Source organism: Shinella curvata, assembly GCF_022899935.1.
Taxonomy (GTDB): Bacteria; Pseudomonadota; Alphaproteobacteria; order Rhizobiales; family Rhizobiaceae; genus Shinella; species Shinella curvata.
In genome coordinates this window covers 1019734-1044132 of sequence record NZ_JALJCJ010000001.1, presented here as the reverse complement: position 1 = coordinate 1044132, position 24399 = coordinate 1019734, and the positions used below count along the sequence as shown (strand labels likewise).

30 protein-coding genes are annotated in these 24399 nt (G+C 62.4%); 10 read left to right on the top strand and 20 right to left on the bottom strand.

Translation table 11 applies throughout. From position 1 onward, the window contains the following. The first annotated feature begins 116 nt into the window (after positions 1-116). Complete coding sequence (gene adh, locus MUU55_RS04940; RefSeq protein WP_244759630.1) at positions 117-1625, top strand: aldehyde dehydrogenase; 1509 nt, start codon at positions 117-119, stop codon at positions 1623-1625. Positions 1626-1754: 129 nt separating this feature from the next. Then, positions 1755-2129 carry a DUF779 domain-containing protein gene (locus MUU55_RS04935; RefSeq protein WP_244759629.1) on the top strand — a complete coding sequence of 125 codons (375 nt, stop codon included), beginning with the start codon at positions 1755-1757 and terminating at the stop codon, positions 2127-2129. A 64-nt stretch (positions 2130-2193) separates the two neighbouring features. Here MUU55_RS04935 and MUU55_RS04930 read toward each other — a convergent pair whose 3' ends face one another. The 7 genes from MUU55_RS04930 to lgt all read right to left on the bottom strand — a co-directional run bounded on the left by MUU55_RS04930 (position 2194) and on the right by lgt (position 8977). Beyond that, positions 2194-2838: a Kazal-type serine protease inhibitor family protein gene (locus MUU55_RS04930; protein WP_244759628.1), complete on the bottom strand. Its 645-nt coding sequence runs from the start codon at positions 2836-2838 to the stop codon at positions 2194-2196. Positions 2839-2994: 156 nt separating this feature from the next. Beyond that, the gene (locus tag MUU55_RS04925; protein WP_244759627.1) at positions 2995-3927 is read right to left on the bottom strand and encodes a ribose-phosphate pyrophosphokinase; all 933 of its coding nucleotides are present in this window, start codon (positions 3925-3927) and stop codon (positions 2995-2997) included. A gap of 126 nt (positions 3928-4053) precedes the next feature. Beyond that, the gene (locus MUU55_RS04920) at positions 4054-4812 is read right to left on the bottom strand and encodes a hypothetical protein (protein WP_244759626.1); all 759 of its coding nucleotides are present in this window, start codon (positions 4810-4812) and stop codon (positions 4054-4056) included. A gap of 114 nt (positions 4813-4926) precedes the next feature. Then, on the bottom strand, positions 4927-6078 hold the full coding sequence (locus MUU55_RS04915; RefSeq protein WP_244759625.1) for a M24 family metallopeptidase: 1152 nt from the start codon (positions 6076-6078) through the stop codon (positions 4927-4929). A 40-nt stretch (positions 6079-6118) separates the two neighbouring features. Next, positions 6119-6922 (bottom strand): peptidoglycan editing factor PgeF, encoded by an 804-nt coding sequence (pgeF, locus tag MUU55_RS04910; RefSeq protein WP_244759624.1) that lies wholly within the window; start codon positions 6920-6922, stop codon positions 6119-6121. Positions 6923-7021: 99 nt separating this feature from the next. After that, on the bottom strand, positions 7022-8122 hold the full coding sequence (locus MUU55_RS04905; RefSeq protein WP_244759623.1) for a class I SAM-dependent methyltransferase: 1101 nt from the start codon (positions 8120-8122) through the stop codon (positions 7022-7024). Between the two features lie 12 nt (positions 8123-8134). Then, positions 8135-8977: a prolipoprotein diacylglyceryl transferase gene (lgt, locus tag MUU55_RS04900; protein ID WP_244759622.1), complete on the bottom strand. Its 843-nt coding sequence runs from the start codon at positions 8975-8977 to the stop codon at positions 8135-8137. 212 nt (positions 8978-9189) lie between these two features. On the opposite strand from lgt, the gene MUU55_RS04895 reads away from it, so the two are divergent. From MUU55_RS04895 to MUU55_RS04880, 4 genes are all read left to right on the top strand, one after another. Next, a complete protein-coding gene (locus tag MUU55_RS04895) occupies positions 9190-9447 on the top strand; it encodes an accessory factor UbiK family protein (RefSeq protein ID WP_244759621.1) in 258 nt (85 codons plus the stop codon). 393 nt (positions 9448-9840) lie between these two features. After that, complete coding sequence (locus MUU55_RS04890; protein ID WP_244759620.1) at positions 9841-10341, top strand: type III secretion system chaperone family protein; 501 nt, start codon at positions 9841-9843, stop codon at positions 10339-10341. Positions 10342-10343: 2 nt separating this feature from the next. Further along, a complete protein-coding gene (proC, locus tag MUU55_RS04885; protein WP_244759619.1) occupies positions 10344-11162 on the top strand; it encodes a pyrroline-5-carboxylate reductase in 819 nt (272 codons plus the stop codon). A gap of 23 nt (positions 11163-11185) precedes the next feature. After that, positions 11186-11527, top strand: coding sequence for a tRNA-binding protein (locus MUU55_RS04880; RefSeq protein ID WP_244759618.1), 342 nt, complete (start codon positions 11186-11188; stop codon positions 11525-11527). 36 nt (positions 11528-11563) lie between these two features. Here the strand turns inward: MUU55_RS04880 and MUU55_RS04875 are convergent, their stop codons facing one another. From MUU55_RS04875 to MUU55_RS04860, 4 genes are all read right to left on the bottom strand, one after another. Continuing rightward, complete coding sequence (locus tag MUU55_RS04875; RefSeq protein WP_244759617.1) at positions 11564-12148, bottom strand: DUF1349 domain-containing protein; 585 nt, start codon at positions 12146-12148, stop codon at positions 11564-11566. Between the two features lie 11 nt (positions 12149-12159). Continuing rightward, positions 12160-13542 (bottom strand): ATP-binding protein, encoded by a 1383-nt coding sequence (locus MUU55_RS04870; RefSeq protein ID WP_244759616.1) that lies wholly within the window; start codon positions 13540-13542, stop codon positions 12160-12162. A 91-nt stretch (positions 13543-13633) separates the two neighbouring features. Continuing rightward, positions 13634-14341 (bottom strand): response regulator, encoded by a 708-nt coding sequence (locus MUU55_RS04865; protein ID WP_244759615.1) that lies wholly within the window; start codon positions 14339-14341, stop codon positions 13634-13636. A gap of 23 nt (positions 14342-14364) precedes the next feature. Continuing rightward, positions 14365-14841, bottom strand: a complete 477-nt coding sequence (locus MUU55_RS04860; RefSeq protein WP_244759871.1) for a MarR family winged helix-turn-helix transcriptional regulator — start codon at positions 14839-14841, stop codon at positions 14365-14367. Positions 14842-15106: 265 nt separating this feature from the next. Here MUU55_RS04860 and MUU55_RS04855 point away from each other — a divergent pair, with 265 nt between their 5' ends. Beyond that, positions 15107-15994 carry a branched-chain amino acid aminotransferase gene (locus MUU55_RS04855; protein WP_244759614.1) on the top strand — a complete coding sequence of 296 codons (888 nt, stop codon included), beginning with the start codon at positions 15107-15109 and terminating at the stop codon, positions 15992-15994. A 63-nt stretch (positions 15995-16057) separates the two neighbouring features. Here MUU55_RS04855 and MUU55_RS04850 read toward each other — a convergent pair whose 3' ends face one another. The 4 genes from MUU55_RS04850 to hppD form a co-directional block, all read right to left on the bottom strand. Further along, complete coding sequence (locus MUU55_RS04850; protein WP_244759613.1) at positions 16058-16345, bottom strand: YciI family protein; 288 nt, start codon at positions 16343-16345, stop codon at positions 16058-16060. 10 nt (positions 16346-16355) lie between these two features. Further along, on the bottom strand, positions 16356-16934 hold the full coding sequence (locus tag MUU55_RS04845; RefSeq protein ID WP_244759612.1) for a TetR/AcrR family transcriptional regulator: 579 nt from the start codon (positions 16932-16934) through the stop codon (positions 16356-16358). Positions 16935-17078: 144 nt separating this feature from the next. Further along, a complete protein-coding gene (locus MUU55_RS04840; RefSeq protein WP_117366721.1) occupies positions 17079-17342 on the bottom strand; it encodes a hypothetical protein in 264 nt (87 codons plus the stop codon). A 252-nt stretch (positions 17343-17594) separates the two neighbouring features. Continuing rightward, positions 17595-18698, bottom strand: coding sequence for a 4-hydroxyphenylpyruvate dioxygenase (hppD, locus tag MUU55_RS04835; protein WP_244759611.1), 1104 nt, complete (start codon positions 18696-18698; stop codon positions 17595-17597). A 126-nt stretch (positions 18699-18824) separates the two neighbouring features. On the opposite strand from hppD, the gene MUU55_RS04830 reads away from it, so the two are divergent. From MUU55_RS04830 to MUU55_RS04820, 3 genes are all read left to right on the top strand, one after another. Then, entirely contained in the window at positions 18825-19286 is a 462-nt protein-coding gene (locus tag MUU55_RS04830) for an Lrp/AsnC family transcriptional regulator (protein ID WP_244759870.1), read from the top strand. A gap of 133 nt (positions 19287-19419) precedes the next feature. Further along, positions 19420-19596 carry a hypothetical protein gene (locus MUU55_RS04825; RefSeq protein ID WP_244759610.1) on the top strand — a complete coding sequence of 59 codons (177 nt, stop codon included), beginning with the start codon at positions 19420-19422 and terminating at the stop codon, positions 19594-19596. Positions 19597-19669: 73 nt separating this feature from the next. Next, positions 19670-20311: an MBL fold metallo-hydrolase gene (locus MUU55_RS04820; RefSeq protein WP_244759869.1), complete on the top strand. Its 642-nt coding sequence runs from the start codon at positions 19670-19672 to the stop codon at positions 20309-20311. Between the two features lie 69 nt (positions 20312-20380). Here the strand turns inward: MUU55_RS04820 and MUU55_RS04815 are convergent, their stop codons facing one another. The 5 genes from MUU55_RS04815 to MUU55_RS04795 all read right to left on the bottom strand — a co-directional run bounded on the left by MUU55_RS04815 (position 20381) and on the right by MUU55_RS04795 (position 24274). Further along, positions 20381-20845 carry a BA14K family protein gene (locus MUU55_RS04815; RefSeq protein ID WP_244759609.1) on the bottom strand — a complete coding sequence of 155 codons (465 nt, stop codon included), beginning with the start codon at positions 20843-20845 and terminating at the stop codon, positions 20381-20383. Between the two features lie 137 nt (positions 20846-20982). Continuing rightward, positions 20983-21198 (bottom strand): cold-shock protein, encoded by a 216-nt coding sequence (locus MUU55_RS04810; protein ID WP_069058105.1) that lies wholly within the window; start codon positions 21196-21198, stop codon positions 20983-20985. Between the two features lie 556 nt (positions 21199-21754). After that, positions 21755-22921 carry a PQQ-dependent sugar dehydrogenase gene (locus tag MUU55_RS04805; RefSeq protein WP_244759608.1) on the bottom strand — a complete coding sequence of 389 codons (1167 nt, stop codon included), beginning with the start codon at positions 22919-22921 and terminating at the stop codon, positions 21755-21757. Between the two features lie 73 nt (positions 22922-22994). After that, positions 22995-23201 (bottom strand): hypothetical protein, encoded by a 207-nt coding sequence (locus MUU55_RS04800; protein ID WP_244759607.1) that lies wholly within the window; start codon positions 23199-23201, stop codon positions 22995-22997. Between the two features lie 173 nt (positions 23202-23374). Continuing rightward, complete coding sequence (locus tag MUU55_RS04795; RefSeq protein WP_244759606.1) at positions 23375-24274, bottom strand: EAL domain-containing protein; 900 nt, start codon at positions 24272-24274, stop codon at positions 23375-23377. Positions 24275-24399 lie beyond the last annotated feature (125 nt).

Below are 24399 nucleotides of genomic sequence, written 5' to 3'. Positions count from 1 at the left end.
TGTCTCAAATCTGAAACAGTCGTCGCAACCATCGCCGCGCAGGCTCTACCGCAATCCGGCGAAGCGCAGCACCATTCTCCTCACGGCCCATGCGGGTCTCTTTTGGGAGGAATGACATGCTGCATCAGAAGATCGTCGAAAACCCGTACAAGGCAAAGTACGGCAACTTCATCGGTGGTGAATGGAAGGAGCCGGTCGCTGGCCGCTACTTCGACAATATCACCCCGATCACCGGCGGCAAACTCTGCGAAGTCGCCCGCTCCGACGCCGCCGACATTGAGCTCGCCCTCGATGCGGCCCATGCCGTCAAGGATAAGTGGGGCCGCACGTCCAGCACGGAGCGCGCCAACATCCTGATGAAGATCGCCCAGCGCATGGAGGACAATCTCGACCTTCTCGCCCGGGCCGAGACCTGGGACAACGGCAAGCCGCTGCGTGAAACGCTGGCGGCGGACATTCCGCTCGCCATCGATCACTTCCGCTACTTCGCCTCCTGCGTGCGCGCTCAGGAGGGCACGATCGGCGAAGTCGACCACAATACCATCGCCTATCATTTCCACGAGCCGCTCGGCGTCGTCGGCCAGATCATTCCCTGGAACTTTCCGATCCTGATGGCGGCGTGGAAGCTGGCGCCGGCACTTGCCGCCGGCAACTGCGTGGTGCTGAAGCCCGCCGAACAGACGCCGTCGTCGATCCTCGTCTGGGCCGAACTGATCGGCGACCTTCTGCCGGCCGGCGTGCTCAACATCGTCAACGGTTTCGGCCTCGAGGCCGGTAAGCCGCTTGCCTCCAACCCGCGCATCGCCAAGATCGCCTTTACCGGCGAGACGACGACCGGCCGCCTGATCATGCAATATGCCAGCCAGAACCTCATTCCGGTGACGCTGGAACTCGGTGGCAAATCGCCGAACATCTTCTTCTCCGACGTCATGAACGAGGACGACGACTATCTCGACAAGGCGCTGGAAGGTTTTGCGATGTTCGCGCTGAACCAGGGCGAAGTCTGCACCTGCCCGAGCCGTGCGCTGGTGCATGAGAAGATCTATGACCGCTTCATGGAAAAGGCCGTCAAGCGCGTCGAGAAGATCGTGCAGGGCAACCCGCTCGACACGGCGACGATGATCGGTGCGCAGGCCTCCTCCGAACAGCTCGAAAAGATCCTGTCCTATATCGACATCGGCCGGCAGGAAGGCGCGGAAGTGCTGACCGGCGGCGCAAGAAACGATCTCGGCGGCGATCTCTCGGGAGGCTACTACGTCAAGCCGACGGTCTTCCGTGGTCACAACAAGATGCGCATCTTCCAGGAGGAGATCTTCGGGCCGGTCGTTTCGGTCACGACCTTCAAGGACGACGCGGAAGCGCTCGCCATCGCAAACGACACGCTCTACGGCCTCGGTGCCGGCGTGTGGAGCCGTGATGCGAACCGCTGCTACCACTTCGGCCGTGATATTCAGGCCGGCCGCGTGTGGACCAACTGCTACCATGCCTATCCGGCGCATGCCGCCTTCGGCGGCTACAAGCAGTCGGGCATCGGTCGCGAGACGCACAAGATGATGCTCGATCACTACCAGCAGACCAAGAACATGCTGGTCAGCTACTCTCCCAAGGCGCTCGGCTTCTTCTGAGCGACCGCCGCTTTCTCCCGCTCCCCGGCGGAGGAGGCGATCACAGGGCAGGAGCTCTCCATCATGGCTTCTGCCCGTTCCCTCTCCCCCTGCCCGGGGAGGGGGAAGCCAGTTTCAAGGAGAGCCGCGATGTCCGACATCCTGACCGAGCCCCGCGTGGTGGCGACCGATGCGGCGCTTGCCCTTATCCGGGAAATCCAGGCCGAGTATCCCGAAATCCTGTTCCATCAGTCGGGCGGTTGCTGCGACGGTTCCTCGCCCATGTGCTACCCGGCGCACGACTACATCGTCGGCGACCGTGACGTGAAGCTCGGCGAGATCGGCGGCGTGCCCGTCTATATCAGCGAGAGCCAATACGCCGTCTGGAGGCACACGCAGCTGATCATCGATGTCGTGCCCGGACGTGGTGGCATGTTCTCGCTCGACAACGGCCGGGAGAAGCGTTTCCTCACGCGTTCGCGTCTCTTCGGCGGCGGCGAGGTCTGTCCGCTGCCAAGCCGCTAAGCCCGCTTCCCACGAAAAAGCCCGCCATTTGCATGGCGGGCTTTTCGTTCAGGTGGCGGCTGCCTCAGTTTGCAGCGCAAGCCGGGTCGCGTTTTGCCCGACGCTTGTCCGCGCAGCGCAAATCCTGTTCGCGATCTTCGCGTCCGCTGCGATCAGCCCGCGTGCCGCTGTCATCGAGGCCGAGCCTGATATCGGCATCCTGGCGTCTGTTGTCGCTGCGCTCGCGATCCCGGTCCCTTCTGCGTTCCCGGCTCGAGCGGTCGTCGCGCGTCTGGTCTTCCCAACCGGTATCCGGGCGGCGGAACTGGCATTCGCCGCGACCGATCACGTCATAGCCGCTCGAACGTGCCTCGCAGGCGTTCGCAAAGGTTTGGCGGTCACGGCCGCGCGAGCCGCAGACCGGCGCATATTCCCGTGTGCAGGCGCGCCCTTCGTCCGGCCGCGGATCGGGCCGACCGTCAAAGCGGCATTCGCCGCGGCCGACGATGCGGTAGCCGTTCGAGCGCGCTTCACAGGCGTTTGCAAAGGTCTGCATTTCGCCGCGGCGCGTGCCGCAGACGGGCATGTATTCCATGGTGCAGACCTGCGGGCGGGGGCGATAATCCGGGCGGCCCTCATCGACTTCGACCTGGCAGGCCGCAAGCGTGCCCGCAGCAAGAAGGATGGCTGCCCGTGCCGTCAGGCGGCTAAAGAAAGATACTGATATCATGGGTTTCCTCCTCGCGAATCTGAGCCGACCCTAACGCAAATTTGATCGGCCCGATATCGGCCGTGAACAAAAAAGCATGGGGTGGTTGCGGCATGAAAAAGCCTGCGCAACCGAGGCGGGCGCGCAGGCTTGAAAGCGGTAGAAACTGGGATTTCCTCAGTCGAAGAGGCTCGATACGGACTCTTCGGCGCTCGTGCGGTTGATGGCTTCGCCGAGCAGATTGGCCGTCGAGATGACGCGGATATTGTGCGCCGACTGCACGGCCGTGGTCGGCTGGATCGAGTCGGTGATCACGAGCTCCTTGAGCTTCGACGAGGTCACACGGGCCACGGCTCCGCCGGAGAGAACGCCATGGGTGATATAGGCGGTGACGCTGGTCGCGCCGTTCTTCAGAAGCGCTTCGGCGGCGTTGCAGAGCGTCCCGCCCGAATCGACGATGTCGTCGATCAGCAGACAGTCCTTGCCGGTGACATCGCCGATGACGTTCATGACCTCGGATTCGCCGGCGCGCTCGCGGCGCTTGTCGACGATCGCCAGCTGGCAATCGAGGCGCTTGGCGAGCGCACGGGCACGCACCACGCCGCCGACGTCAGGCGAGACGACCATGACGTTTTCGAGATTGTAGTTTTCCTTCACGTCACGCGCCAGGATCGGCACGGCGTAGAGGTTGTCGGTCGGAATGTCGAAGAAACCCTGGATCTGGCCAGCATGCAGGTCGAGCGTCAGGACACGGTCAGCGCCCGCCTCGGTGATGAGGTTTGCAACGAGCTTGGCGGAGATCGGCGTGCGCGGGCCGGGTTTGCGGTCCTGCCGGGCATAGCCGAAATAGGGGATCACGGCCGTGATGCGGCGCGCCGAGGAGCGGCGCATGGCATCGATCATGATCAGCATTTCCATCAGGTGATCGTTGGTCGGGAACGAGGTCGACTGGACGACGAAAATGTCCTCGCCACGCACGTTTTCCTGGATTTCGACGAAGATCTCCTGGTCTGCGAAGCGCCTGACCGTGGCACGGCCGAGCGGAACATTCAGATAATTGCAGATCGCTTCGGCCAGAAGCCGGTTCGAATTGCCCGCGAAAACCTTCATCTATGGTCCGCCTGTTATTCTGCTGATGGGGGGGCGTTTAAGGGGCTAACCCCGCGAATGCAAGGCCCTTGCCACCTTCAGAAAGCGAATCTCCGCATTTCGCTGTGATTTAATGTTTCGCGGCTGTTAACCGGGCACCGAACCGCGCCAGTCGAGATAGGCACGGATCGTTTTTTGCGCGATGCCTTCCATCGTGCTGGCGGGGACCGCCGACCAGGGATCGGAGGCCGTATCCGAAACGCTCTCCTGCCCCTGGATGCGATGCAGCCTGGCGCCCTGACCATCAAGCACGTCCCAGACATAGACGACGGTCGTCTTGCCGCTGTCATTCATGGCCGAGAAATAGCCCTTCAGAATGTACTTGCTGGAATTGTCCGAGGCGCTGCGGATCGTCAGGCCATTGGAACGGGCTTCCGCACCGAGGCGCTTGGAAAGCGGCGTCACGGCCTCGACCGGCGCGCCGATGATCGGGAGGAAGCGGATTGTCTCGGCGGATTTTGCGGGCGACACGACGGCGACTTCTTCAGCGCCGCCGGAGGTTTCGGCCGCCAGCGAACGCTGGGCGGTTTCACGGGCGAGCGCGGTGTCGGTCGTGGTCCGCGTGCTGTTGCGCGTCAGCGCTTCGGCCTGGCCCTGCAGCGTGCCGGCCGTTTCAGCGCCGGTCGTCGTGCCCGTTTCGGCTGGGGTGGTGAAGGCGGACTGCTGGGTCGTCGTGGTGACCGGTGTGGTCTGGGCGCTCATCTGGTCCAGATCGCGCTGCGTGACGGGGGGCGAGTTGAAACCGCCGCCGACATCGACCTGCGGCGTCAGCGCATCCGTGCTGTTGCACGCGGAAAGGGTTGCGATGAGGCCGATCAGTGCCAGCCGCTTCATCAGCTCGTGCATCCTTGTCGTCCGTCTCCTTTGGAGCGTTTTTGCCCGTCTGTTCCCCGCAACGATTTATGGGTGGGCCTCCAGGCCCTGTCAATTACAGGATCTCGCGTGCCTGGGATAACCCGATCAAACCTCGATGAAATCGAGTCCGTAACGGGAAAGCGGCTTTGGCGTGTCCGTCGTCGTGAGGTAGGTCTGGCCGAGGGTCATGGCGGTGCCGCTGTCGGAATCGAGCAGGATCGTGTGCACGAAGACCGACATGTTCGGTTCGATTTCCTGCGGATTGCCCGAAAGGAACAGCTGGTGCTCCATCCATGAGGGCGCAAAGCGCGCGCCGACGGAATAGCCGCAGGAATTCAGCCGGTGGCGGGCGAGGCCGCGCTCGTCGAGGATGCGGGCATGGGTCTCGAAGACCGTGCCGAAGGTGTTTCCGGGCCGCAGCACCATTTCCATCGCCTGGATGGTCTCGCGGCAGGCGCTGTAGAGTTCGCGGTGGCGCGGGGTCGGGGTGCCGATCACGGCCGTGCGCATCATCGGCGCATGGTAGCGTGCGCTGACGCCCGCCCATTGCAGGCTGAGCTGATCCTGCGCCTCCAGCCGACGACGGCCGGATTTCGAGCGCACCAGCAGCGCATCGTCGCCCGAGCCGATGACGAACTCGTTGGCCGCATAGTCGCCTCCGCCCGAGAGCACGGCGTTTTGCAGGGCGGCGAGGATCGCCGCCTCGTCGCCGCCGGCCTTGATGAGCGGCAGCGCCGCATCCAGCGCTTCGTCGGAGAGGGCGGCTGCGCGTTCGACATAGGCGATCTCGGCCGGGCTCTTGATGAGCCGGAGGCGGCTGATGATCGTCGAGGCATCGACAAGCTCCCCGAAGCTCTGGAGCTGGTTGTCTATGAGGCGCGCATTGCGACCCGTCAGGCCATGCGTGTCATACTCCACGCCGATGCGGCAGCCGAGGAGGTCGAGATCGGACAGCAGGTTTTTCAGGTCCATTGTCGGATCCGCGTTGACGCGGTCGATCCAGACCTCGATCTTCTCGATGGTCGAGGTGCGGCGCGCCTGGCGCAGATCCGCCGAACGGGTCAGCAGCACCATCTCGCCCGTCGCCTTCACCACGAGCGTCTGGAAGAAGCAGTAGCCGAACGTGTCGTAGCCGGTCAGCCAGTACATGCTCTCCTGCGCGAAGAGCAGCATGGCGTCGAGCTTCTCCTCCCGCATCCGGGAGGTGAGGCGTTGAAGCCGGTTGGCGTATTCCTCGCGGTCGAAGTGAAGTGCCATGGGTGTTTCCCTCGTCCGTTTGTTTTGGGTGGGCGTCTTGTTATGGCTGGCCGTCGGCCCTGACCATGATCGCCGAAATCTGGCGGCCGTAGTCCGGTTCCTGCCGGTGCGTGGTGCGCCGGTAGGAGAAAAAGCGATCTTCGTCAGGATAGGTGCAGATGTCGAGATTTTCCGCGGTAACGCCGGCATCGGAGAGGCGTTGCGTCGTCAGGCCCGGCAGGTCGAACATCGCGTGGTCTTCGTTGCCGGAAGGCGTGAAATAGCGCTCATAGCTCTTGTCGACGGCCAGGAAGCGCGCGACGAATTCCGGGCCGACCTCGTAGTTCCGCCGGCTGATCGAAGGGCCGAGGCTGGCCAGGATGTTTTTGCGTTTCGCGCCGAGTTTTTCCATCGCGGCGATGGTGTTTTCCAGCACGCCGTAGAGCGCACCCTTCCAGCCGGCATGGGCGGCCCCGACGATGCGGGCGTCGGGATCGCAGAACAGGATCGGGCCGCAATCAGCTGCCAGCACGCCGATGACGACGCCCGGCGTCGCGCTGACCAGCGCATCGGCCTGCGGCCGCGCGCCATCGTAGGTGTCATCGACCACGACCACGTCGGGCGAATGGATCTGGTGCACGGTCGCGAGCTTTTCGGGCGCTGCGGAAAACCAGCGGGCGACGCGCGCGCGATTCTCATGCACGTTCTCGCGCTCGTCCTGCGAGCCGAGGCCGACATTCAGGCCGCGATAGATGCCGCCGGAAACGCCGCCGGTGCGCGTGAAGAAGCCGTGCTGTGCGGCTTTTCCGGCGCGTTCGGCCAGAAGCGGGCTTTCGATCGGGGCGGGAAGCGTCTGGTCCTTCATGGTCTCTCGGCTGGGCTTCGGAGGGGCCGCCAGGCAGGAACGCGACCGGGCATGCGGGGTGCAAATCGGGCCGGATGTTGTCCGGCCTTTTCCGGCATGTCAATCCGGCTGGCGGAAGGGGAAGAGCGAGAGCGGTGCGCTGCCGACGGCCAGAACCTTGAAAAGATCGCCCATTTTCCCGGCGCCCGAGCCGGCGAGCCGGTCGACATCGGCAAGGATGGATTGCTGCGTCTCAGCGTCGCGGTTGCGCCCGAGCGCGGACGCGCGCTCGCCGATACCCAGGCCGACGAGAAAATCACCCTGGTGCAGCATACCGTGCACATGCAGGCCGGCGCCTGCGGCCGCGCCCGCCAGGCGCTCGAAATCCACATGGCTGGTCAGATCGGCTTCGCCGGGATGGGCGAGCGGTGCGTCGAAATCATGTTTCAGCACCGCCTGCAGCGTATCGCCGAAGCCGGTGACGAAGTGGCCGTAGTCGATGATCACGGCCGAGCCGCCGAAACGGGCGATGCGTTCGCCGATCGTCGCCATGACCGCTTCGCGCGCCGGCGCGATCTCGAAGATCGTGCCGTTCGGCATGCTCTTGTGGTGTTCCGGCAAGGCGGCCGGATCCAGGGTCGCGACGCCGGCCGCGAAGGTCAGCTCGTCCTCGGCATCGAGGCCGACCAGTCGCTCCCGAAAACCGGACGAAGTCTTGACGAACTGGCGGATCGGGATGGCGTCGAACAGTTCGTTGGCGGCAAGCAGTACGAAACCCTCGGGCAGCTCCTCGAAGCTGTCGTGCCAATTGACGCGTGCGGCATGAGTGCCGAGCGTTTCGTGCTGGATGGCGCGCAGCTTCGGGCTGGTCTCGATCAGGTGAAAGGTAGCACTGTCATAGAGCTGCGGGGCGAGCTTGTGTACGACCCGCAGCATGTCGGCCATCATCGTGCCGCGGCCGGGGCCGATTTCGGCGATGCGCACCTCCTCAGGCCCGCCATGTTTCTGCCAGGCGTGGATCAGGAAGATGCCGAGCATTTCGCCGAACAGCTGGCTGACCTCCGGCGCGGTGACGAAATCGCCGGCGCGGCCGAAGGGGTCGCGTGTGCGATAATAGCCATGCTCAGGGTCGGCGAGGCACAGCGCGAAATAGTCCGTGACGCTGATCGGGCCGTTGGTGCGGATCAGTGCCTTGATCTTGCGGGCGAGGGGCGTGGTCATGACGGCGTTCGCTCAGGCGCTGGCCGGATGGGCGGCACGGGCGCGGACGATCGCCCAGAGGCCGACGGCGAGCATCGGCAGCGAGAGCAGCATGCCCATGGTCAGCCAGCCACCCAAAAGGTAACCAAGCTGCGGGTCCGGCTCGCGGAAGAATTCCACGGTGATGCGCGACAGCGCATAGCCGGCGACGAACAGGCCGGTGATGAGGCCGGGGCGTTTCAGCGCACCGAAGCGATAGACCGCGATGGCAAGCACCGCGAGCAGTACGATACCTTCGAGGCCGGCTTCATAGAGCTGGCTCGGATGGCGGGCGAAAGGGCCGGCTTCCGGGAAGATCACCGCCCAGGGTGCGTCCGACAGGCGGCCCCAGAGCTCGCCGTTGACGAAATTGGCGATACGGCCGAAGAACAGGCCGATCGGCACGACGGCGGCGACGATGTCGAACAGGCTCCAGACCGGGATGCCATTGCGGCGGGCAAACAGGATCATGGCGAGCGTGGTGCCGGCAAGGCCGCCGTGGAAGGACATGCCGCCGTTCCACACCTGGACGGCCCGTAACGGATCGGCCGCGACATTGGCGAAGTCATAGAACAGGATGTAGCCGATGCGGCCGCCGAGAATGATGCCGACAGCGGCCCAGACGAGGAAGTCGTCGAGCTGAACCCGCGTTGCCGGTGCTTCGCCTGTCCACAGTCCAGGCGTCTCGATGAGCCGGCGGGCATAGAACCAGCCGAGCATGATGCCGACGACATAGGCGATGCCGTACCAGTGCACGGCAACCGGGCCGATCGAGAAGGCGATCGGATCGATCTCCGGGTAGGGCATGATGGCGAAGAGATTTGCGATAGTCGTCAAGGTCACTGTCTTCCGGTTTTCGCGGGGGAAGATGGCGACCGGACATGGCAGGGTCAAGGCGATAAATCGTGATGCACGGGCCGCGACGGGCCGGAACCGGCGGCGATCCACCGGAATCCGCTTGCAAGGCGCTCCGTCAGACCCTACCTCAGGGACAGAGCGCGGGCGCTGATGGCCCGCAGGACCACCGATCCCTGAAGAGAGGGCTGACCATGACGACAGGTGCGAACCGCATTCTCGACGACTTCGCCAAGCTGATGACCGACGCTGCGGGTGCCGCGCAGGGCGTGCGCAAGGAGGCCGAGACCGTGTTCCGTGCGCAGGCCGAGCGTTTCATCAACGGCATGGACCTCGTCAAGCGCGAGGAGTTTGAAGCAGTGCGCGAAATGGCCATCAAGGCGCGTGATGAAAACGACGCGCTCCTCAAGCGCATCGAAGCGCTGGAAGCGCGCCTCAACGCGAGCGCCTGAACCGTTTCAGGACAGCTTTTATCTATCGAGACTCGGTTGGCGTGATTCACCTCGCGCCAACCGATTTTTTTAATAAAAATTTTACCCCTGTGGACACTCCCGAAAAGCTCTTTCGACAGAGTCCCTTAAGCTCCCGTCCTGAATCTTTTTGGCAGGCTCTGTCCACAACCGGGCGGAGAAAATGGCAAGCCAGGGGCTGGCGTCGTGACTCCGCCGTTATACACTGATTTTAAATGATGATTCGAGACAGGCAACGCAAGCTTCGGGCAGGGTAAGTCGTCCAGATTGCGCAGAGTGCCGAGCCAATCATTCAGTGTTGTATCCGGAGTATGGTTTGCCCGCGTCGTGTGTGTGAGCACGATGTCGCATGCCTGCCGGCCTTGAAGGTGATGCATGAGCCTTATGGAATTGGATATCGGACGCCAGTCCAACCCGGTCGACATGATCGAGTTCGTCGCGGCCAACAATGACTGGTCGTTCGAACGTTCGGGCGAAGACGAGATCGCCATGACCGTCGAGGGCAAGTGGACGGACTACCACGTCTCCTTCTCCTGGATGGAGGAATTCGAGGCGCTGCATCTGGCCTGCGCCTTCGACATCAAGGTTCCCGAAAGCCGCGTCAACGAAGTGCATTGCCTGCTCTCGCATGTGAACGGTCAGGTGCTCATGGGGCATTTCGACCTGTGGCGCCGCGAGGATGTCGTGATCTTCCGCCAGTCGCTGCTTTTGGCCGGGGGGGCCGAGCCCACCAACCGTCAGGTCGAAGTGCTGTTGTCCAGCGCGCTGGAATCCTGCGAGGCCTATTTCCAGGCCTTCCAGTTCGTCGTCTGGTCCGGCATGGACGCCCAGTCCGCCGTCGATGCGGTGCTCTTCGAGACGGTTGGAGAAGCCTGAGAATGTCTGTTGCGATTTCGGGTCCCATCGTTCTCATCGGCGCCGGCAATATGGGTGGTGCCATGCTGGCGGGCTGGCTGAAGAGCGGCATTGCCGGCTCTTCCGTTCTGGTCATCGATCCCGGCCCGTCGCCGGCCATGGCCAAGCTGATTGCCGATAACGGTGCGCGCCACGAGACCTCCGCGCCCGAGGGGGTAAAGGCCGGGGTGATCTTCGTTGCGGTCAAGCCGCAGGTCATCGATCAGGTGTTGCCGCCGCTGAAGGGTCTCGTCGGGCCGGAGACGGTCGTCGTCTCGGTTGCCGCCGGCAAGACCATTGCCAATCTCGAAAGCCATCTCGGCGAGGCCGCCACCGTGCGCGCTATGCCCAACACGCCGGCCATGATCGGCCGTGGCGTCACCGGTGCCTTCGCCAATGCGCGCGTCACCGCAGCGCAGCGCGATGTCGTGCATTCCCTGCTCAAGGTCAGCGGCCCCGTCGAATGGGTCGCGACCGAGGGCGATATCGACGCCGTCACGGCAGTCTCGGGCAGCGGCCCGGCTTATGTCTTTTATCTCGTAGAGTGCATGGCGGAGGCAGGCCGCAAAGCGGGCCTGCCGGCGGACCTCGCCATGCGTCTCGCACGGGAAACCGTCGCGGGGGCTGGTGAATTGCTTCACCAGTCCCCCGACGACGCCAGCCGCCTGCGCCAGAACGTGACGTCACCCGGCGGCACCACGGCCGCCGCCCTTTCCATTCTCATGGCCGAGGATGGCATGCAGCCTCTCTTCGACAAGGCCATCGCGGCCGCACGCACGCGTGCCGAGGAGCTGGCGGGCTGAGCCGGCTCTTCTAGGAAGCTTCCATGTCCGAGACTATTACCTATCCCGATTTCGAGCGGGTCGATATTCGCGTCGGCACGATCATCGAGGCGCTGCCGTTTCCGGAGGCGCGCAAACCCGCCTACAAGCTGACGATCGACTTCGGTCCTGAGATCGGCACGAAGAAGTCGTCGGCGCAGATCACCGTGCATTACACGCTGGAAGAGCTCGTCGGTCGCCAGGTGCTTGCCGTCGTCAATTTCCCGCCCCGCCAGATCGGGCCGGTGCGTTCGGAGGTTCTGACGCTCGGTTTCGAAGACGAGACCGGCGCCATCGTGCTGGCCGGTGTTGGCCAAGCGGTGCCGAACGGCAAGAAGATGTGCTGATCTGCGCAGAGCCGCTGCAAAGGTGTGCCGGGCTGCCTAGTGAATATCGCGCGATAGCGGCGGCCCGAGGCGGAAATCCGTAAACTCCGCCAGAAAGCCTTCGCGCTGCGGCGAACAGGCCATGATGCCGACCGACACATCCGGAAACTCCGGCGGGAAATAGGCGAGGCGCGCCATACGCCATTCCGTCATCGCATCTGTCCGGTATTGGATGAACAACGCATCGCCGTTGCGTGTCACGCGCACCGAAATAAGATCGAAGTCGTGCTCGATGCGGAAGGCGGACCAGTCGGAATGGCCGCGCGTCACGACGACGCTGAAGTGTTTTGCGCCGTCGGTGAATTCGATGCCGCATTTCATCCAGCAGTTTTCATCCTTGCGGACCATCAGGCCAGCCTGATCGTAGAGCATGCCGTAAGCGCCGCGAAACGTGGTCTCCAGCGTGAAATCACCCGCCCAACCGCGATGCAGGAAATGACCAGTGTCGGGTGTGAAGCCATAGTAGGTGCGTTGCCAGAAGTCGCTTTTGAGAGTGGTGTAAACATGCAGATGTCCGTCGCGCAGCTCGCAGTCGCGTGGCGGGTTGAGCCATGTCAGGTTGTCGGGATCGAAGCTGCTCATGGGGAAATCCGTCAGGCGGGAATGCGGATGGTGGCGCGCAGACCGCCCATGGGGCTGTCCGACAGGGTGACGTTGCCGCCGTGGCTGCGGGCGATGTCGCGCGCGATGGCAAGGCCGAGGCCGGTGCCGGAAGCGTCGAGATTGCGCGCCTCATCGAGACGGAAGAACGGCTTGAACACGTCGTCACGCGAGCGTTCCGGAATGCCCGGTCCGTCGTCGTCGACGGTGATCGTCAGCCATTTGGCGCGGTGGCGCGCTTCGACATGCACGGTCTTGGCATAGCGCAGCGCATTCGAAACGAGGTTGCCGACAAGCCGGCTGAAGGCGTTGGGCCGCACCATGACCTCGTCCTCGCCGTCGATGTCGCTGGAAAAGGCGCGCTCGTGCAATTCGGCTTCCATGGCCAGCTTGTCGAAGAAGTCCGAGAGACGCATCTCCCTGACGTCTTCCTCCACGTCGCCACGGGCAAAGGCGAGGTATCCCTCGAGCATGGTCTGCATGTCTTCGACATCCTTGTTGAGGCCCTGCAGGTCGGGATTGTCGCCGGCGAGCGCCAGCTGCAGCTTGAACCGGGTGAGAATGGTGCGCAGGTCATGGCTGACGCCGGTCAGCATCGCCGTGCGCTGCTCCATCTGCCGCTCGATGCGCTCGCGCATCAGGATGAAGGCAAGGCCGGCGCGCCGTACCTCGTCGGCGCCGCGCGGCGCGAAGTCATCCGGCATCTTTTGGCCCTTGCCGAAGCTCTCGGCCGCCCGCGCCAGCGCGAGAATCGGCCGGATCTGGCCGCGCAGGAAGAGGATGGAGATGGTGATCAGTACCAGCGACGTGCCGACCATCCAGAGCAGGAAGATGTGCGTGTTCGAGGCATAGGTCTGGCTGCGTCGCGCATAGACACGCAGGATCTTTTGGTCGAGCTGGATACGGATTTCGACAAGATTGCTCTCGCCGACAGTATCGATCCAGAACGGCCGACGGATCTGGCGGACGATTTCCTCGCTCAGGATTTCATCGAGGATATTGAAGAACGGCTTGGAGCGCGGCGGCGGCAGTTCCGTGCCGGGTTCGATGGAGATGATAAGCTCCAGCCGCTCGCGTGCAATGCGCGTGATCTCGGAATAGTTGGCATCCTGCGGGTAAGTCTCGATGAGATCGATGACGCTGGCAATGTCGCGGGTGACGGCCATGGAAAGGCGTTGCGTGACGAGTTGCCAGTGGCGCTCCATGAACACGAAGGCGACGACGGACTGCAGCAGGACCATCGGTATGATGATGATGAGCAGCGAGCGCGCATAGAGCCCTGTCGGCAACTGCCGGCGCAGCCAGCGTGCCACACGCTTCCAGCCGGCCGCGGGCGCGCGCTCGATATCGCGCTTGAAGGTCTCGAACGTGGTCATCGGACCGATTTTTCCAAAATCGCGTGTTGAGGCGATTCCAAACGGAAAAACGCTTCACACTGTTCCTGGAATTGCCTGGAATTACGCACGTTCAGCCCTGCTCTACGCTCAATCGGTAGCCGATGCCGCGCACAGTCTGCAGCCACACCGGGTTGGATGGATCGTCCTCGATCTTACGCCTCAGGCGATTGATCTGCACGTCTATTGTACGTTCACCCACTTCTGTTTCTTCGCCGATCAGCTCGTGACGCGGGATCGTTTCGCCTGCACGCAGCGAAAAGAGCAGCATGATCTCCTGCTCCCGGTCGGTAAGGCGGATGGCGTCGCCGCCGCGTTTCAGCTCCTTGCGCACGATGGAGAAGGTATAGGGCCCGAACATGACCTGTTCGATCTTCGGCGTGGTCGGCGGCGTGTTGCGCTTGAGGATATTGTTGATGCGCAGCACCAGTTCGCGCGGTTCGAAGGGTTTGGAAAGGTAGTCGTCGGCGCCGGCCTCAAGCCCCTCGATGCGGGCGTTCGACTCGGCGAGCGCCGTCAGCATGAGGATGGGCACGGGGCGGATGTCGCGCAGGCTCTTGGTCAATGCAAGGCCGCTCTCGCCGGGCATCATCACATCCATGATGATGAGATCGAAATCGAGACCGCGCAGCTTTCGCCGGGCTTCGTCCGCATCGCCCGCGACGGTCACGCGAAACCCCTGCTCCTTGAGGTAACGGTTCAGGAGTTCGCGGATGCGGGTATCGTCGTCGACGACCAGCAGGTGGGATGCATCATCGGAGGGCGCGCCGGCAGCGGTCATCGTCTTCTCCTCCTGTCCGTTTCTCAATCGCTCTTGGCGTTCTGCATGCCGGCGAGGAATTTCACCACCGCTCGGCGGTCGCCCGCATTCATGTCTTCAAATGCACGGGCGATGCGGCGGGATTGCGGCTCGGCGAGCGCAAGGGCAAGTTCCCGCCCGGTCCGTGTCGGGTAGAGCTTGCGCTGGCGGCGATCCTCGGGGCCTGCCACCTGCTGGATATAGCCGGAATCGATCAGCTCCTTCAAGACACGCGCCAGGCTCTGCTTGGTGATCTTCAGCGTGTCGAGCAGGTCCGCCACCGTCATGCCCGGCTCGCGGTTGACGAAATGCACGACCCGGTGATGCGCGCGGCCGAAGCCGCTCGTTGCCAGAATGGCGTCCGGATCGGAAATGAAATCGCGATAGGCGAAGAACAGGCCCTCGATGATCTCGAAGTCGATACGCCCGTCACCCGTCATCACGTCATGGTGCAGCTCCTCTGCGCCGTGTTTGTCCGGCATCTGTCGGGCCACGTTGTCATTTCCTTTCATGCCTTGCCGTCCCCGCGTAATTTATGGAAAAATACGTCAGTATTATTGACATATTTTTTCACCGTTGTTAGGGTCCGCACCGTAAATTGCGGTTCCGGGCGCCGTTGTGAGATGTTTTCCCGGCTGCCAATCAGGATTATCCTATACTCAGGTAATCCTGCCTGTTTCTGGTTAGACCGCAACTGGCGAAACAATCAACAGAAAGAATGGCGTGCGAGCGCCGGAGGATGACACCATGGCAGTTCCTTTCGATCAGCTGGACGGGCAAATCTGGTTCAACGGTGAATTCGTCGACTGGAAGGACGCGAAGATTCATGTGCTGACGCACGGCCTGCATTATGCGAGCGCGGTGTTCGAAGGCGAGCGCGCCTATGGCGGGCGTATCTTCAAGCTCACCGAGCATAACCAGCGCCTGCACAAGTCGGCCGAAATCCTCGGCTTCAAAATTCCATACTCCGTTGAAGAGCTGGATGCGGCGACTGTCGAACTTCTGAAGCGCCAGGGTTTCTCTGAGGCCTATGCGCGGCCGATCGCCTGGCGCGGCTCGGAGATGATGGGCGTTTCAGCGCAGAACAACCGCATCAACGTCGCCATCGCCATCTGGCAGTGGGGCAGCTACTTCAATCCGGCCGAGAAGCTGAAGGGCATCCGCCTCGATATCGCCGAGTACCGCCGCCCCGACCCGAAGACCGCGCCATCGAAGTCGAAGGCCGCCGGCCTCTACATGATCTGCACGATCTCCAAGCACGCCGCCGAAGCCAAGGGCTATGCGGACGCGCTGATGCTCGACTATCGCGGCCAGGTGGCGGAAGCGACCGGCGCCAACGTATTCTTCGTAAAGGACGGCGTCATCCATACGCCGGTGCCGGATTGCTTCCTCGACGGCATCACCCGCCGCACGGTGATCGAGCTGGCCAAGCGCCGGGGCTATCAGGTCGTCGAGCGGGCGATCCTGCCCGAGGAACTGTCGGATTTCTCCGAATGCTTCCTGACCGGCTCGGCCGCCGAAGTGACGCCGGTTTCGGAAGTCGGCCCGTACCGCTTCACGCCGGGCACGATCTCGGAAAACCTGATGAACGACTACATGAAGGAAGTCTATCCGGTCGCTGCAGCTGCCGAATAAGTCTTCTCCCTCTTGAGATGACAGACGCCCGCGGCCCCGCCGCGGGCGTTTTTCGTTGGGGTCTCATCCTTTCAGGAAGGACAGCCGCTCGTCCGTTCGCCCGGGCGTGATCTCAAGGATCTCGGCACTGACGACGTCTTCCGCAACGAACGGGTCGTCCTTCACCCGGCTCTCCAGGTCGGCGCGTGAGACATTGTGGGCGAGCACCGCGCCGCCGGCACTGGGCTGGAGGTTGCCGGTCAGCAGGAAGATCCCGTCGTCGAAGCCGCGCTGGATCCAGGCATTATGGCCTTCCATGAATGCGGCGGCCTTGGCTTTGTTGGCGGAAAATCTCAAGGTGACGAGAAACATGTCTTCTCCTTCAGGCGTGCAGGGGGCGGGGATGCTGGGCGTCCAGCCAGGCGGTCATATCGGCGACTTCGCGTTCGACGAAGCCCTCGTCGCGGAAAGCCGTGGCAAGCGTCGCGGCACCCTGGCTGCGCATGAGGACATGGAGCGCCAGTCGGTCGGCATCCCCGGCGCGACCGAGAAGCGCAAATTGCCCGGCGAGCCATTCCCGGAAGAGCGTGAAGAGTTTTGTCGCCTCGTCCTTGGCGACGTGATCCAGCTTGGCGAGTTCGCTGCAAAGTGTGCCGACAGGGCAGCCGTAACTCATGATCTTCGCGCGGTTCATAATCAGGATGTGAATGAAGCTGCGAATGCGGTCGGCAGGCGCTTCGGCCTTTTCCCATGTCTCGAGCATCTGCCGCGTTTTTGCCAGACGCAAAGCGATGACGGCGGTCAGGATCTCGTCCTTCGACTTGAAGTGATAGTAGAAGTTGCCGCGCGACAGGCCGACGGCCTTTGCGATGTGAGCGAATGACGTCGCCTCGAAACCCTGCTCGTAAAACAGCCGGTCGGCCGCATCGACGATATGCTGGCGTGTGTTTTCCGCTGGCATGACTTCTCTCTAGGTCGATTGTCCTAAGTCGAGAATTAGGACAATTGACCTATAGAGTCAAGCCGGCAAAAACGCCCGCTCAGGCGTGCCTGGCGGGCGTTGTATGGATTGGCAGGCGCGGGGAGAGCCGCGCCGGGGAGGGTGTTATTTCTTTCCGAGGACCGCGCCGACGATGCCGGTCAGAACGCCGCCGCCGACGAGGCCGCCGATGCCGTTGGCCACGAGGCCGGAGAGGCCTGCTTCACCGCCGAGCATCTGGAGAAGAAAACCGCCGCCGATACCGCCGATGGCGCCGACGATGGTGCGGACGATCACGCTGACGGCCGCCTGTTTCAGGGCGGCACCCGCCACGTTGCCGCCAACGGCGCCGGCGATGATCTGCGTGATGATGGGCATCAATGCTTCCATGACTTCCCCTCCGAAAGGTCCGCCCGGAAAAAGAGTGGCCGGGTCGGACACTTGCCTCGCTACCGGAGCGCGATCTGGAGCCCGCGCACCCGTCGCCGAAAAATTCGGCACCTTCAACGTGCGGATAAATTTGGGATAAGTCAATTTGCCCGTGTGCGAAGTACACCGGGTTTTTCAGATGTCGCGAATGTAAAGAGGCGGCCGCAAGACGGCCGCCTCTTCCTTCCCCGCATGGCTTGGTTGCCGCGGTTTTTATTCTGCTGCGATGACGCCCCGGCGAATCTGGTCTTCCTCGATCGATTCGAAGAGCGCACGGAAGTTGCCCTCGCCAAATCCTTCGTCCCCCTTGCGCTGGATGAATTCGAAGAAGATCGGCCCGATAACGGTCTTGGAGAAAATCTGCAACAGGATTTTCGTCATGCCGCCGTCGACAACACCCTCGCCGTCGATGAGGATGCCATGCTTCTTCATACGCTCGACCGGCTCTTCATGGCCGACAACGCGGACATAGGAGCGCTCGTAATAATTGTCCGGCGGTCCGGGCATGAACTTCATGCCGTTGTCGGCGAGCCTGTCTGTAGCGTCATAGATTGCGTCCGTGCCGACGGCGATGTGCTGGATGCCTTCGCCCTTGTATTTCTTCAGATACTCGACGATCTGGCTCGTCTCGTCCTTGGATTCGTTCAAGGGGATGCGGATCTTGCCGCAGGGCGAGGTGATGGCGCGCGACACGAGGCCGGTGATGCGGCCGTCGATGTCGAAGAAATGGATCTGCTTGAAGCCGAAGAGCTCGCGGTAAAAATCCCACCACTTGTCCATATTGCCGCGATAGACATTGTGGGTGAGGTGATCGAGAAAATAGAAGCCGACGCCGGCAGGCTTCGGGTTGCGTGCGCCCGTCCATTCGAACTCTGCGTCATAGGCGGAGCCCTTGGCGCCATATTTCTCGACGAAATAGAGCAGCGAGCCGCCGATGCCGACGATGGCGGGAACGTCGAGCGCCTTGTCGTTGCCTTCATAGGGCGTCGCGCCCTTGGAGACGGCGTGCTCGAAAGCATGCTTGGCATCGACCACGCGCCAGGCCATCGAGGCGGCGCAGGGGCCATGTTCGCCCGCAAATGTCATGGCATGCGAACCGGGCTCGGCATTGACGATGTAGTTGATGTCGCCCTGGCGCCAGACGGAGATCGCCTTGGAGCGGTGCGTGGCGACTTTGCTGTAGCCCATGCGGGAGAACAGCTCTTCGAGCTTTTCCGGCTCGGGATGGGCGAACTCGACGAACTCGAAGCCATCGGTGCCGGCCGGGTTGTCGGCCGAGATCACTGCCGTCGGTGCATCATGCGGGAAAGGGCCCATCGTTCGTCCTCCACGAAAACTATGAAGGGCAGTATGGCGCGTTTACCATGCAATGTGTGTGCATAGTACTTGCGCTTTTACAAATCCATGCGAACTTCATGCGTGGATTGATGAATATGGGGTAGAATCGTGCATCTTGATGCTTTCGACCGTAAACTGCTCGCACATCTGCAGGAGGACGCTCGGCTGACGAACAACGAGCTTTCCGAGCGCATCAATCTCTCGCCCTCGCAATGTTCGCGCCGGCGCATCCGGCTGGAAGAGGAGGGCATCATCCGCGCCTACCGGGCGGAGCTCGACCGCGAAAAGCTCGATCTCGGCATCGTCATCGTCGTTACGGTGACGCTGGCCACACACAACCGCGACAACGCCGTGCGGTTCGGGAAGTTAATCTCCAGTCTGCCGGAGGTGCTGGAGGCCTATTCGCTGACGGGAGAGATGGACTACATCATCAAGGTCGTCGTACCGAACCTCAAGGCGCTGTCGGCCTTCGTCAATGACGTCCTGCTGCCGCATGAATCCGTTTCGCATGTGAAGACGGCGATCGTGCTCGATACCCTGAAGGAGACGACGGCCCTGCCTCTCTGAAAACTGTGGCATTGATGCCACAATCGCCTGTATTAGCTGTTCCTGCCGGAACAGTCCGGACTCCTGAACCGTTGTAAACATCAGATAACAGATGGCGCATATCGCCGCCACGCAGGGTTCAGGGAACAGACCAATGCAGCGCAATTCGATGAAACCGCAGAATACCGTCGCCGCGAGCCTTCGCCCGGTGGCTTTCGTCTACATCGCGATCAACCTTGCCGTCGTCGCGCTGCTCATCTCGACAGTCTCGCCCACGCTGGCAACCGTCCCGGCCCATGCCGGTTCGCAGGAGATGGCGAGCCTGCGTTGATTCATCTTGGTCTTCGTGCGGCGCAGCGGCTATACCGGTCGCAACGCGGCAATCGAGCGAGGACCCCATGGGCATGCTTCAGGCGGGTATCATTCCCGTCACTCCCTTCCAGCAGAACTGCACCATTCTCTTCGATACGGAGACGAAGGAAGGCGTGATCGTCGACCCCGGCGGTGACGTCGAGGTGATCCTCGACACCATCAATCAGAATGGCATCACCTTGAAGGCGATCTGGCTGACACATGGCCATATCGATCATGCCGGTGGCGCCAAGGAACTGAAGGACGCGCTCGGCATCGACATCATCGGCCCGCACAAGGATGATCTCTCGCTGCTGCAGCGGCTGGAAGCGCAGGCCTCGATGTTCGGTGTGCCTATGAAGGTCAGCAATGTCGTGCCGGACCGCTGGCTGGAAGACGGCGACACGGTCTCGTTCGGCGCGCACGAATTCGAGGTCTACCACACGCCCGGCCACGCGCCGGGTCATGTCATCTACTTCAACCGCAACCAGAGTTTCGCCCATCTCGGCGATGTACTCTTTCAGGGTTCCATCGGCCGCACGGACCTGCCTGGCGGCAACCACCAGCAATTGCTGGATTCCATCCGCGACAAGGTCTTCCCGCTGGGCGACGAGGTTGGCTTCCTCTGCGGCCACGGGCCGGGTGGCCGGATCGGCGAAGAGCGGCGGACGAACCCCTATCTGAAAGGGCTTTGACGCAAAAGCCGGGACACAAAAAAGGCGGGCGCCGCATGGCGCCCGCCTTCGATGGACTTGCAGGCCGGATCAGCCGGCGGTGCAGAAATGCTCGCGGCCGTCATAGCCGATAAAGGTGCCGCTGCGAGGGTTGAACGAGCGGTAGCGCTGCGAGCAATAATCATACCAGGACTGGGTCCAGGGCTCGTAGCTCGGCGCATCATAGACGGGCTGTCGACGATAGATCACACGGGGTTCCGGCTCCGGATAGTAATCCGGCTCGACATAGCGGGGTTCGGAATAGCGCGGCTGCGAAGCCAGCGCGCCGCCGATGATCACGCCTGTCGCAAGGCCGAGTGCGCCGCCGACAAGGGCATCGCGGTCACGATGGTTGCGGTGATGACGGCGCGGGCGGTCGTGGCGATAGCCGCTGTCGCCTTCACGCCAGTAACCATCCCGGTTGCGATCGCGCGCTTCGACGACGCCGGCCGTTGCGGTGAGCGTCGTTGCGGCAACGGCAAGCGAAAGCACGATTGTTTTGAGGACATTGTTCATGACGTCGATCCTTTTGATCCGGCCCTTTGCCGGTTCGATAGGCAGCAAACTAGAAGAGTGAGGCTGAACCGAGGCTGAATAAAAAAACCCGGCATCGCTGCCGGGCTTCAACTTGAAAATCCTGAGATTGTTCCGGCTCAACCGTCGATCTGCAGGTTGACCGCCTTCGGGCCTTTGCCGCGGCGATCGGGTTCCGTGTCGAAGCTTACCTTCTGGTTTTCGGAAAGGCCGTTCAGGCCGGAAGCCTGTACAGCGGAAATATGTACGAAGATATCCGCACCACCGTTGTCGGGCTTGATGAAGCCAAAGCCCTTTTCGGTGTTGAAGAATTTAACAGTGCCAGTCTCGGCCATGCGTCAGGTCCTTTTCTCTCTGCCCGTATATTGGCGGCGGGCAGCATTAGTTTTGCCCCGAAGGGCGTTAGGCAGGCAGTTCTCGAGGTTGAGGAAAGGGTCCTGTTTTCACCGCAGCCAGCCAACCGCATGATCCCAGAGGAATCATCCAGATCTTGGCTGCCCGGAATTATTTCGCGTCTCCGGCGCGCTTTTATTCAAGGTCTTCCCGTGTTCGCAAATTGCCCGAACGGCGCAAGATTGATGTGTTTATCTTGAATTGGCAAGCAAAAGTTTTAACATGCGCGGGGCACGCCTCACTTTGGCCAATTTCCGGGCGATTGCCGAAAAATACCGCAGATTTTACGAGGCTTTGCTCGTTTTAGTATGATTTATATTGCGGTGCCAAAGGACATGCAGCGGCGCCCCAACAGCATCATACTTGGAGGGACGGGCGGCTGCCGCGGCCGTGTAGAACTCCGGTTCGAGTTCCAGGGCAGACATTGCGGCGAAACGGCATAAGGCCGGAGGGGCCGTCAGCCTCCACCGTAGCTGTACGGTTTCCCGTCGAGCAGGGCTATTCTGTCGCGACGGCGCGCGAGACGCGCAGCAACGCGCCATCGGCGTCGTCGGTCAGCAGCAGGAGCGCGCCATCAGGGGCGACGACGACGTCACGGATGCGGCCGAACTGGCCATCGAACAGGCGTTCTTCCGAGATCACGGCGCCGCTTTCGTCGCGTTCCAGCCGGGCGAGCAACTGGAACTTCAGCGCCGCCACCAGGAGGTTGCCGTCCCATTCCGGGAACATCGCACCGCGATAGACGGCGATCGCGCCGGGTGCGATGGACGGGTCCCAGTAATAGAGCGGCGGCTCGTAGCCTTCGGCGGCGGAGCCGAGCTCGAATTCCGCACCGGAATAGTGCCGGCCATAGGAGACACGCGGCCAGCCGTAGTTGCGGCCGGGCTGCGGCAGGTTCACCTCGTCGCCGCCGCGTGCGCCGTGCTCGGCGGAAAGCAGCGTGCCGTCCTTGGGGTCGATTGTCAGGCCCTGTGGGTTGCGATGGCCCTTGGACCAGATTTCCGCCAGGCCATCGGCCGTGCCGAGGAAGGGGTTGTCGCCGTGCGGGGTGCCGTCCGGATTGACATGCAGAATGGCGCCGGCGTGGTCGCGCAGATCCTGCGCGCGCATCTGCTCACCGCGGTCACCGATGCCGAAGAACAGGCTGCCATCCTTGGCTACGGCGATGCGCGAGCCGAAGTGCTGGCCGCGGGTGGTGAGGCGGTTCATCAGGAAGAGACGGGTTTCGTCTTCGAGCCGCGTGCCATCGTTCGACAGCCGTGCCCTGGACAGGGCGGTGCCGACACCACCGTCGCCGCGGGCGCTGTACGTGAAATAGAGTGTGCGGCTGGAGGAAAAATCCGGTGCGAGTGCGATATCGAGCAAGCCGCCCTGGCCCTCGGTCGCGACGGTCGGCACGCCGGCGATGGGGGCAGAAACCTTGCCATCCTTCACGAGACGCAGCGTACCCTGTTTCTCCGAAACGACATAGCCGCCATCGGGCAGGGCCTCGACGGACCAGGGCTGCCTGAGACCGGTTGCCAACGTCTCGACGACGAGCGGAACCTTCTTGCTGGGGATTTCGACGGGGTCGGCGGCGTATGCGGTGCCGAGGGAAGCTGCGAGGAGGAGGGGGATCACCGTGCCCGCAAAAATGCTCTTCAAATCCAGTCCATGCCAACGCATCGCATTCTCCTGCCCTTTGCCGATAACTGGCTTAGAGCCGGGGCGCTTTCAAGGGCGATGCCGGCGGGCGGGGTCACTTTTGCGTGGGGTCGAGCTGCGAAGCGGCCGCCGGGATGCCCGACGTGGTGATGGCATCGAGGCCGATTGCGGCTGGCGGCGGCGACATCAGGCCGACGACCATGACAATGCAGGCGACCAGCGCCGTCATGGCGATCAGAAACAGTGCGCGCGATTCCCGCGCCTTCGGGTGGCTGCCTGCCTTCTCATCATCCAGAAACATCGTCGTCCCCCAGTCTGTTTCGCTTTTCGCAGTGCTGAAAAGGCCCGTCGAAATCGGCGTGACAAGGACCGAATTGCGGCAAGGGCCGACATTTATTGTGGCGAAAAGATGGCGGGTCGCAAAGGCAGGATTTTCAGCTCCTTGCGGCGAATAGAACGGCCTGCTTTCCCGTTTTAGGCGCCCCTTTTGCCGAACTGCCGGACGGGCCGCAGGGCGCGTGGTTCTGGCATTGACGGATGGCTTGCAAAAGGGTCTTCGCCGACAATCTGTTGCGGTTCGTCCTCAAGCTCGGGGAAGGCGAGGTTGAAGCTCGTCGGGGCGATTTCCGGACGAGCGAGCAGATAGCCCTGCATCAACGGCCCCCCCATGTCACGGCAGCGGGCGACCATCTCGGGCTCTTCTATTCCGGTGACGATGGCACGGATGTTCTTGCGGGCGAACTGGCCGATGAGAACCCGTAGCAGTGCGAGGCCTGCGGAATTTTCGGAAAAATCCTGCAGCCAGGCCGTATCGAAGGTTACGAACTGAGGCTGGAGGCTCTGGAGCCGTGCGAGGTCGTGGTCCTCGCCGGTATAGTCGTCGATGGCGATGGAAAAGCCGCCTTCATGCAGCCGCGAGGCGAAATGGGCGAGCACGTCGGGGTCGTCTTCGGGATGTTCGCGGATCTCGCAGGCGATGCGTGCCGGTGCCATTCCGGCCTCGTGCGCCGAAAGCCGCAGACGTTCGACCTCCTGACGGATCGCCTGGGGCGTCATGTAGAGCCCGCCGTTGAAATTGACGATGAGGGCAACATCGCGACGACCGAGCGTGCCGGCGTTCAGGATATGCAGGCTGCGGCAAAGGCCGTCCACCGCCGCACGCTCGCCTTCCGGTACATATTGGAAGAAGTCGGTCGGCGAGCACGGCACGCCATTGGTGCTGGCGCGCACGAGACCCTTCAGCACGGCGATCTGTAAACGCCCGTCCGGCCATTCGGCGAAGATCGGTTGAAGCGCCGATTGCAGAAGATAGGGCCCGTAAAGAGCACTGAAGGCGCCGTCCGGCTGCCGGACGAGATTGGAAAAGATGCTCATGCAGCGCACCATCAGTTGACGATCCCGACGCCGCGATCCTACGCCACACCCGTTAATGCGGGCCTAATCTTTCGCGTAAAAATCTCGATTGTTTCGCATCGCTTCAACCTATTGGTGTTTTTGCT

Bases quoted from the DNA above. Each gene is read 5' to 3' on its own strand.
- adh (WP_244759630.1), top strand. From the start codon at position 117: ATGCTGCATCAGAAGATCGTCGAAAACCCGTACAAGGCAAAGTACGGC.
- MUU55_RS04915 (WP_244759625.1), bottom strand. From the start codon at position 6,078: ATGGCACTTCACTTCGACCGCGAGGAATACGCCAACCGGCTTCAACGC.
- MUU55_RS04825 (WP_244759610.1), top strand. From the start codon at position 19,420: ATGCAGCGCAATTCGATGAAACCGCAGAATACCGTCGCCGCGAGCCTT.
- MUU55_RS04855 (WP_244759614.1), top strand. From the start codon at position 15,107: ATGGCAGTTCCTTTCGATCAGCTGGACGGGCAAATCTGGTTCAACGGT.
- MUU55_RS04890 (WP_244759620.1), top strand. From the start codon at position 9,841: ATGAGCCTTATGGAATTGGATATCGGACGCCAGTCCAACCCGGTCGAC.
- MUU55_RS04805 (WP_244759608.1), bottom strand. From the start codon at position 22,921: ATGCGTTGGCATGGACTGGATTTGAAGAGCATTTTTGCGGGCACGGTG.
- MUU55_RS04795 (WP_244759606.1), bottom strand. From the start codon at position 24,274: ATGAGCATCTTTTCCAATCTCGTCCGGCAGCCGGACGGCGCCTTCAGT.
- MUU55_RS04905 (WP_244759623.1), bottom strand. From the start codon at position 8,122: ATGACCACGCCCCTCGCCCGCAAGATCAAGGCACTGATCCGCACCAAC.
- MUU55_RS04935 (WP_244759629.1), top strand. From the start codon at position 1,755: ATGTCCGACATCCTGACCGAGCCCCGCGTGGTGGCGACCGATGCGGCG.
- MUU55_RS04930 (WP_244759628.1), bottom strand. From the start codon at position 2,838: ATGATATCAGTATCTTTCTTTAGCCGCCTGACGGCACGGGCAGCCATC.
- MUU55_RS04880 (WP_244759618.1), top strand. From the start codon at position 11,186: ATGTCCGAGACTATTACCTATCCCGATTTCGAGCGGGTCGATATTCGC.
- MUU55_RS04920 (WP_244759626.1), bottom strand. From the start codon at position 4,812: ATGCACGAGCTGATGAAGCGGCTGGCACTGATCGGCCTCATCGCAACC.
- MUU55_RS04865 (WP_244759615.1), bottom strand. From the start codon at position 14,341: ATGACCGCTGCCGGCGCGCCCTCCGATGATGCATCCCACCTGCTGGTC.
- MUU55_RS04875 (WP_244759617.1), bottom strand. From the start codon at position 12,148: ATGAGCAGCTTCGATCCCGACAACCTGACATGGCTCAACCCGCCACGC.
- MUU55_RS04850 (WP_244759613.1), bottom strand. From the start codon at position 16,345: ATGTTTCTCGTCACCTTGAGATTTTCCGCCAACAAAGCCAAGGCCGCC.
- MUU55_RS04840 (WP_117366721.1), bottom strand. From the start codon at position 17,342: ATGGAAGCATTGATGCCCATCATCACGCAGATCATCGCCGGCGCCGTT.
- pgeF (WP_244759624.1), bottom strand. From the start codon at position 6,922: ATGAAGGACCAGACGCTTCCCGCCCCGATCGAAAGCCCGCTTCTGGCC.
- proC (WP_244759619.1), top strand. From the start codon at position 10,344: ATGTCTGTTGCGATTTCGGGTCCCATCGTTCTCATCGGCGCCGGCAAT.
- MUU55_RS04870 (WP_244759616.1), bottom strand. From the start codon at position 13,542: ATGACCACGTTCGAGACCTTCAAGCGCGATATCGAGCGCGCGCCCGCG.
- hppD (WP_244759611.1), bottom strand. From the start codon at position 18,698: ATGGGCCCTTTCCCGCATGATGCACCGACGGCAGTGATCTCGGCCGAC.
- MUU55_RS04810 (WP_069058105.1), bottom strand. From the start codon at position 21,198: ATGGCCGAGACTGGCACTGTTAAATTCTTCAACACCGAAAAGGGCTTT.
- MUU55_RS04860 (WP_244759871.1), bottom strand. From the start codon at position 14,841: ATGCCGGACAAACACGGCGCAGAGGAGCTGCACCATGACGTGATGACG.
- MUU55_RS04820 (WP_244759869.1), top strand. From the start codon at position 19,670: ATGCTTCAGGCGGGTATCATTCCCGTCACTCCCTTCCAGCAGAACTGC.
- MUU55_RS04845 (WP_244759612.1), bottom strand. From the start codon at position 16,934: ATGCCAGCGGAAAACACACGCCAGCATATCGTCGATGCGGCCGACCGG.
- MUU55_RS04895 (WP_244759621.1), top strand. From the start codon at position 9,190: ATGACGACAGGTGCGAACCGCATTCTCGACGACTTCGCCAAGCTGATG.
- MUU55_RS04925 (WP_244759627.1), bottom strand. From the start codon at position 3,927: ATGAAGGTTTTCGCGGGCAATTCGAACCGGCTTCTGGCCGAAGCGATC.
- MUU55_RS04815 (WP_244759609.1), bottom strand. From the start codon at position 20,845: ATGAACAATGTCCTCAAAACAATCGTGCTTTCGCTTGCCGTTGCCGCA.
- MUU55_RS04800 (WP_244759607.1), bottom strand. From the start codon at position 23,201: ATGTTTCTGGATGATGAGAAGGCAGGCAGCCACCCGAAGGCGCGGGAA.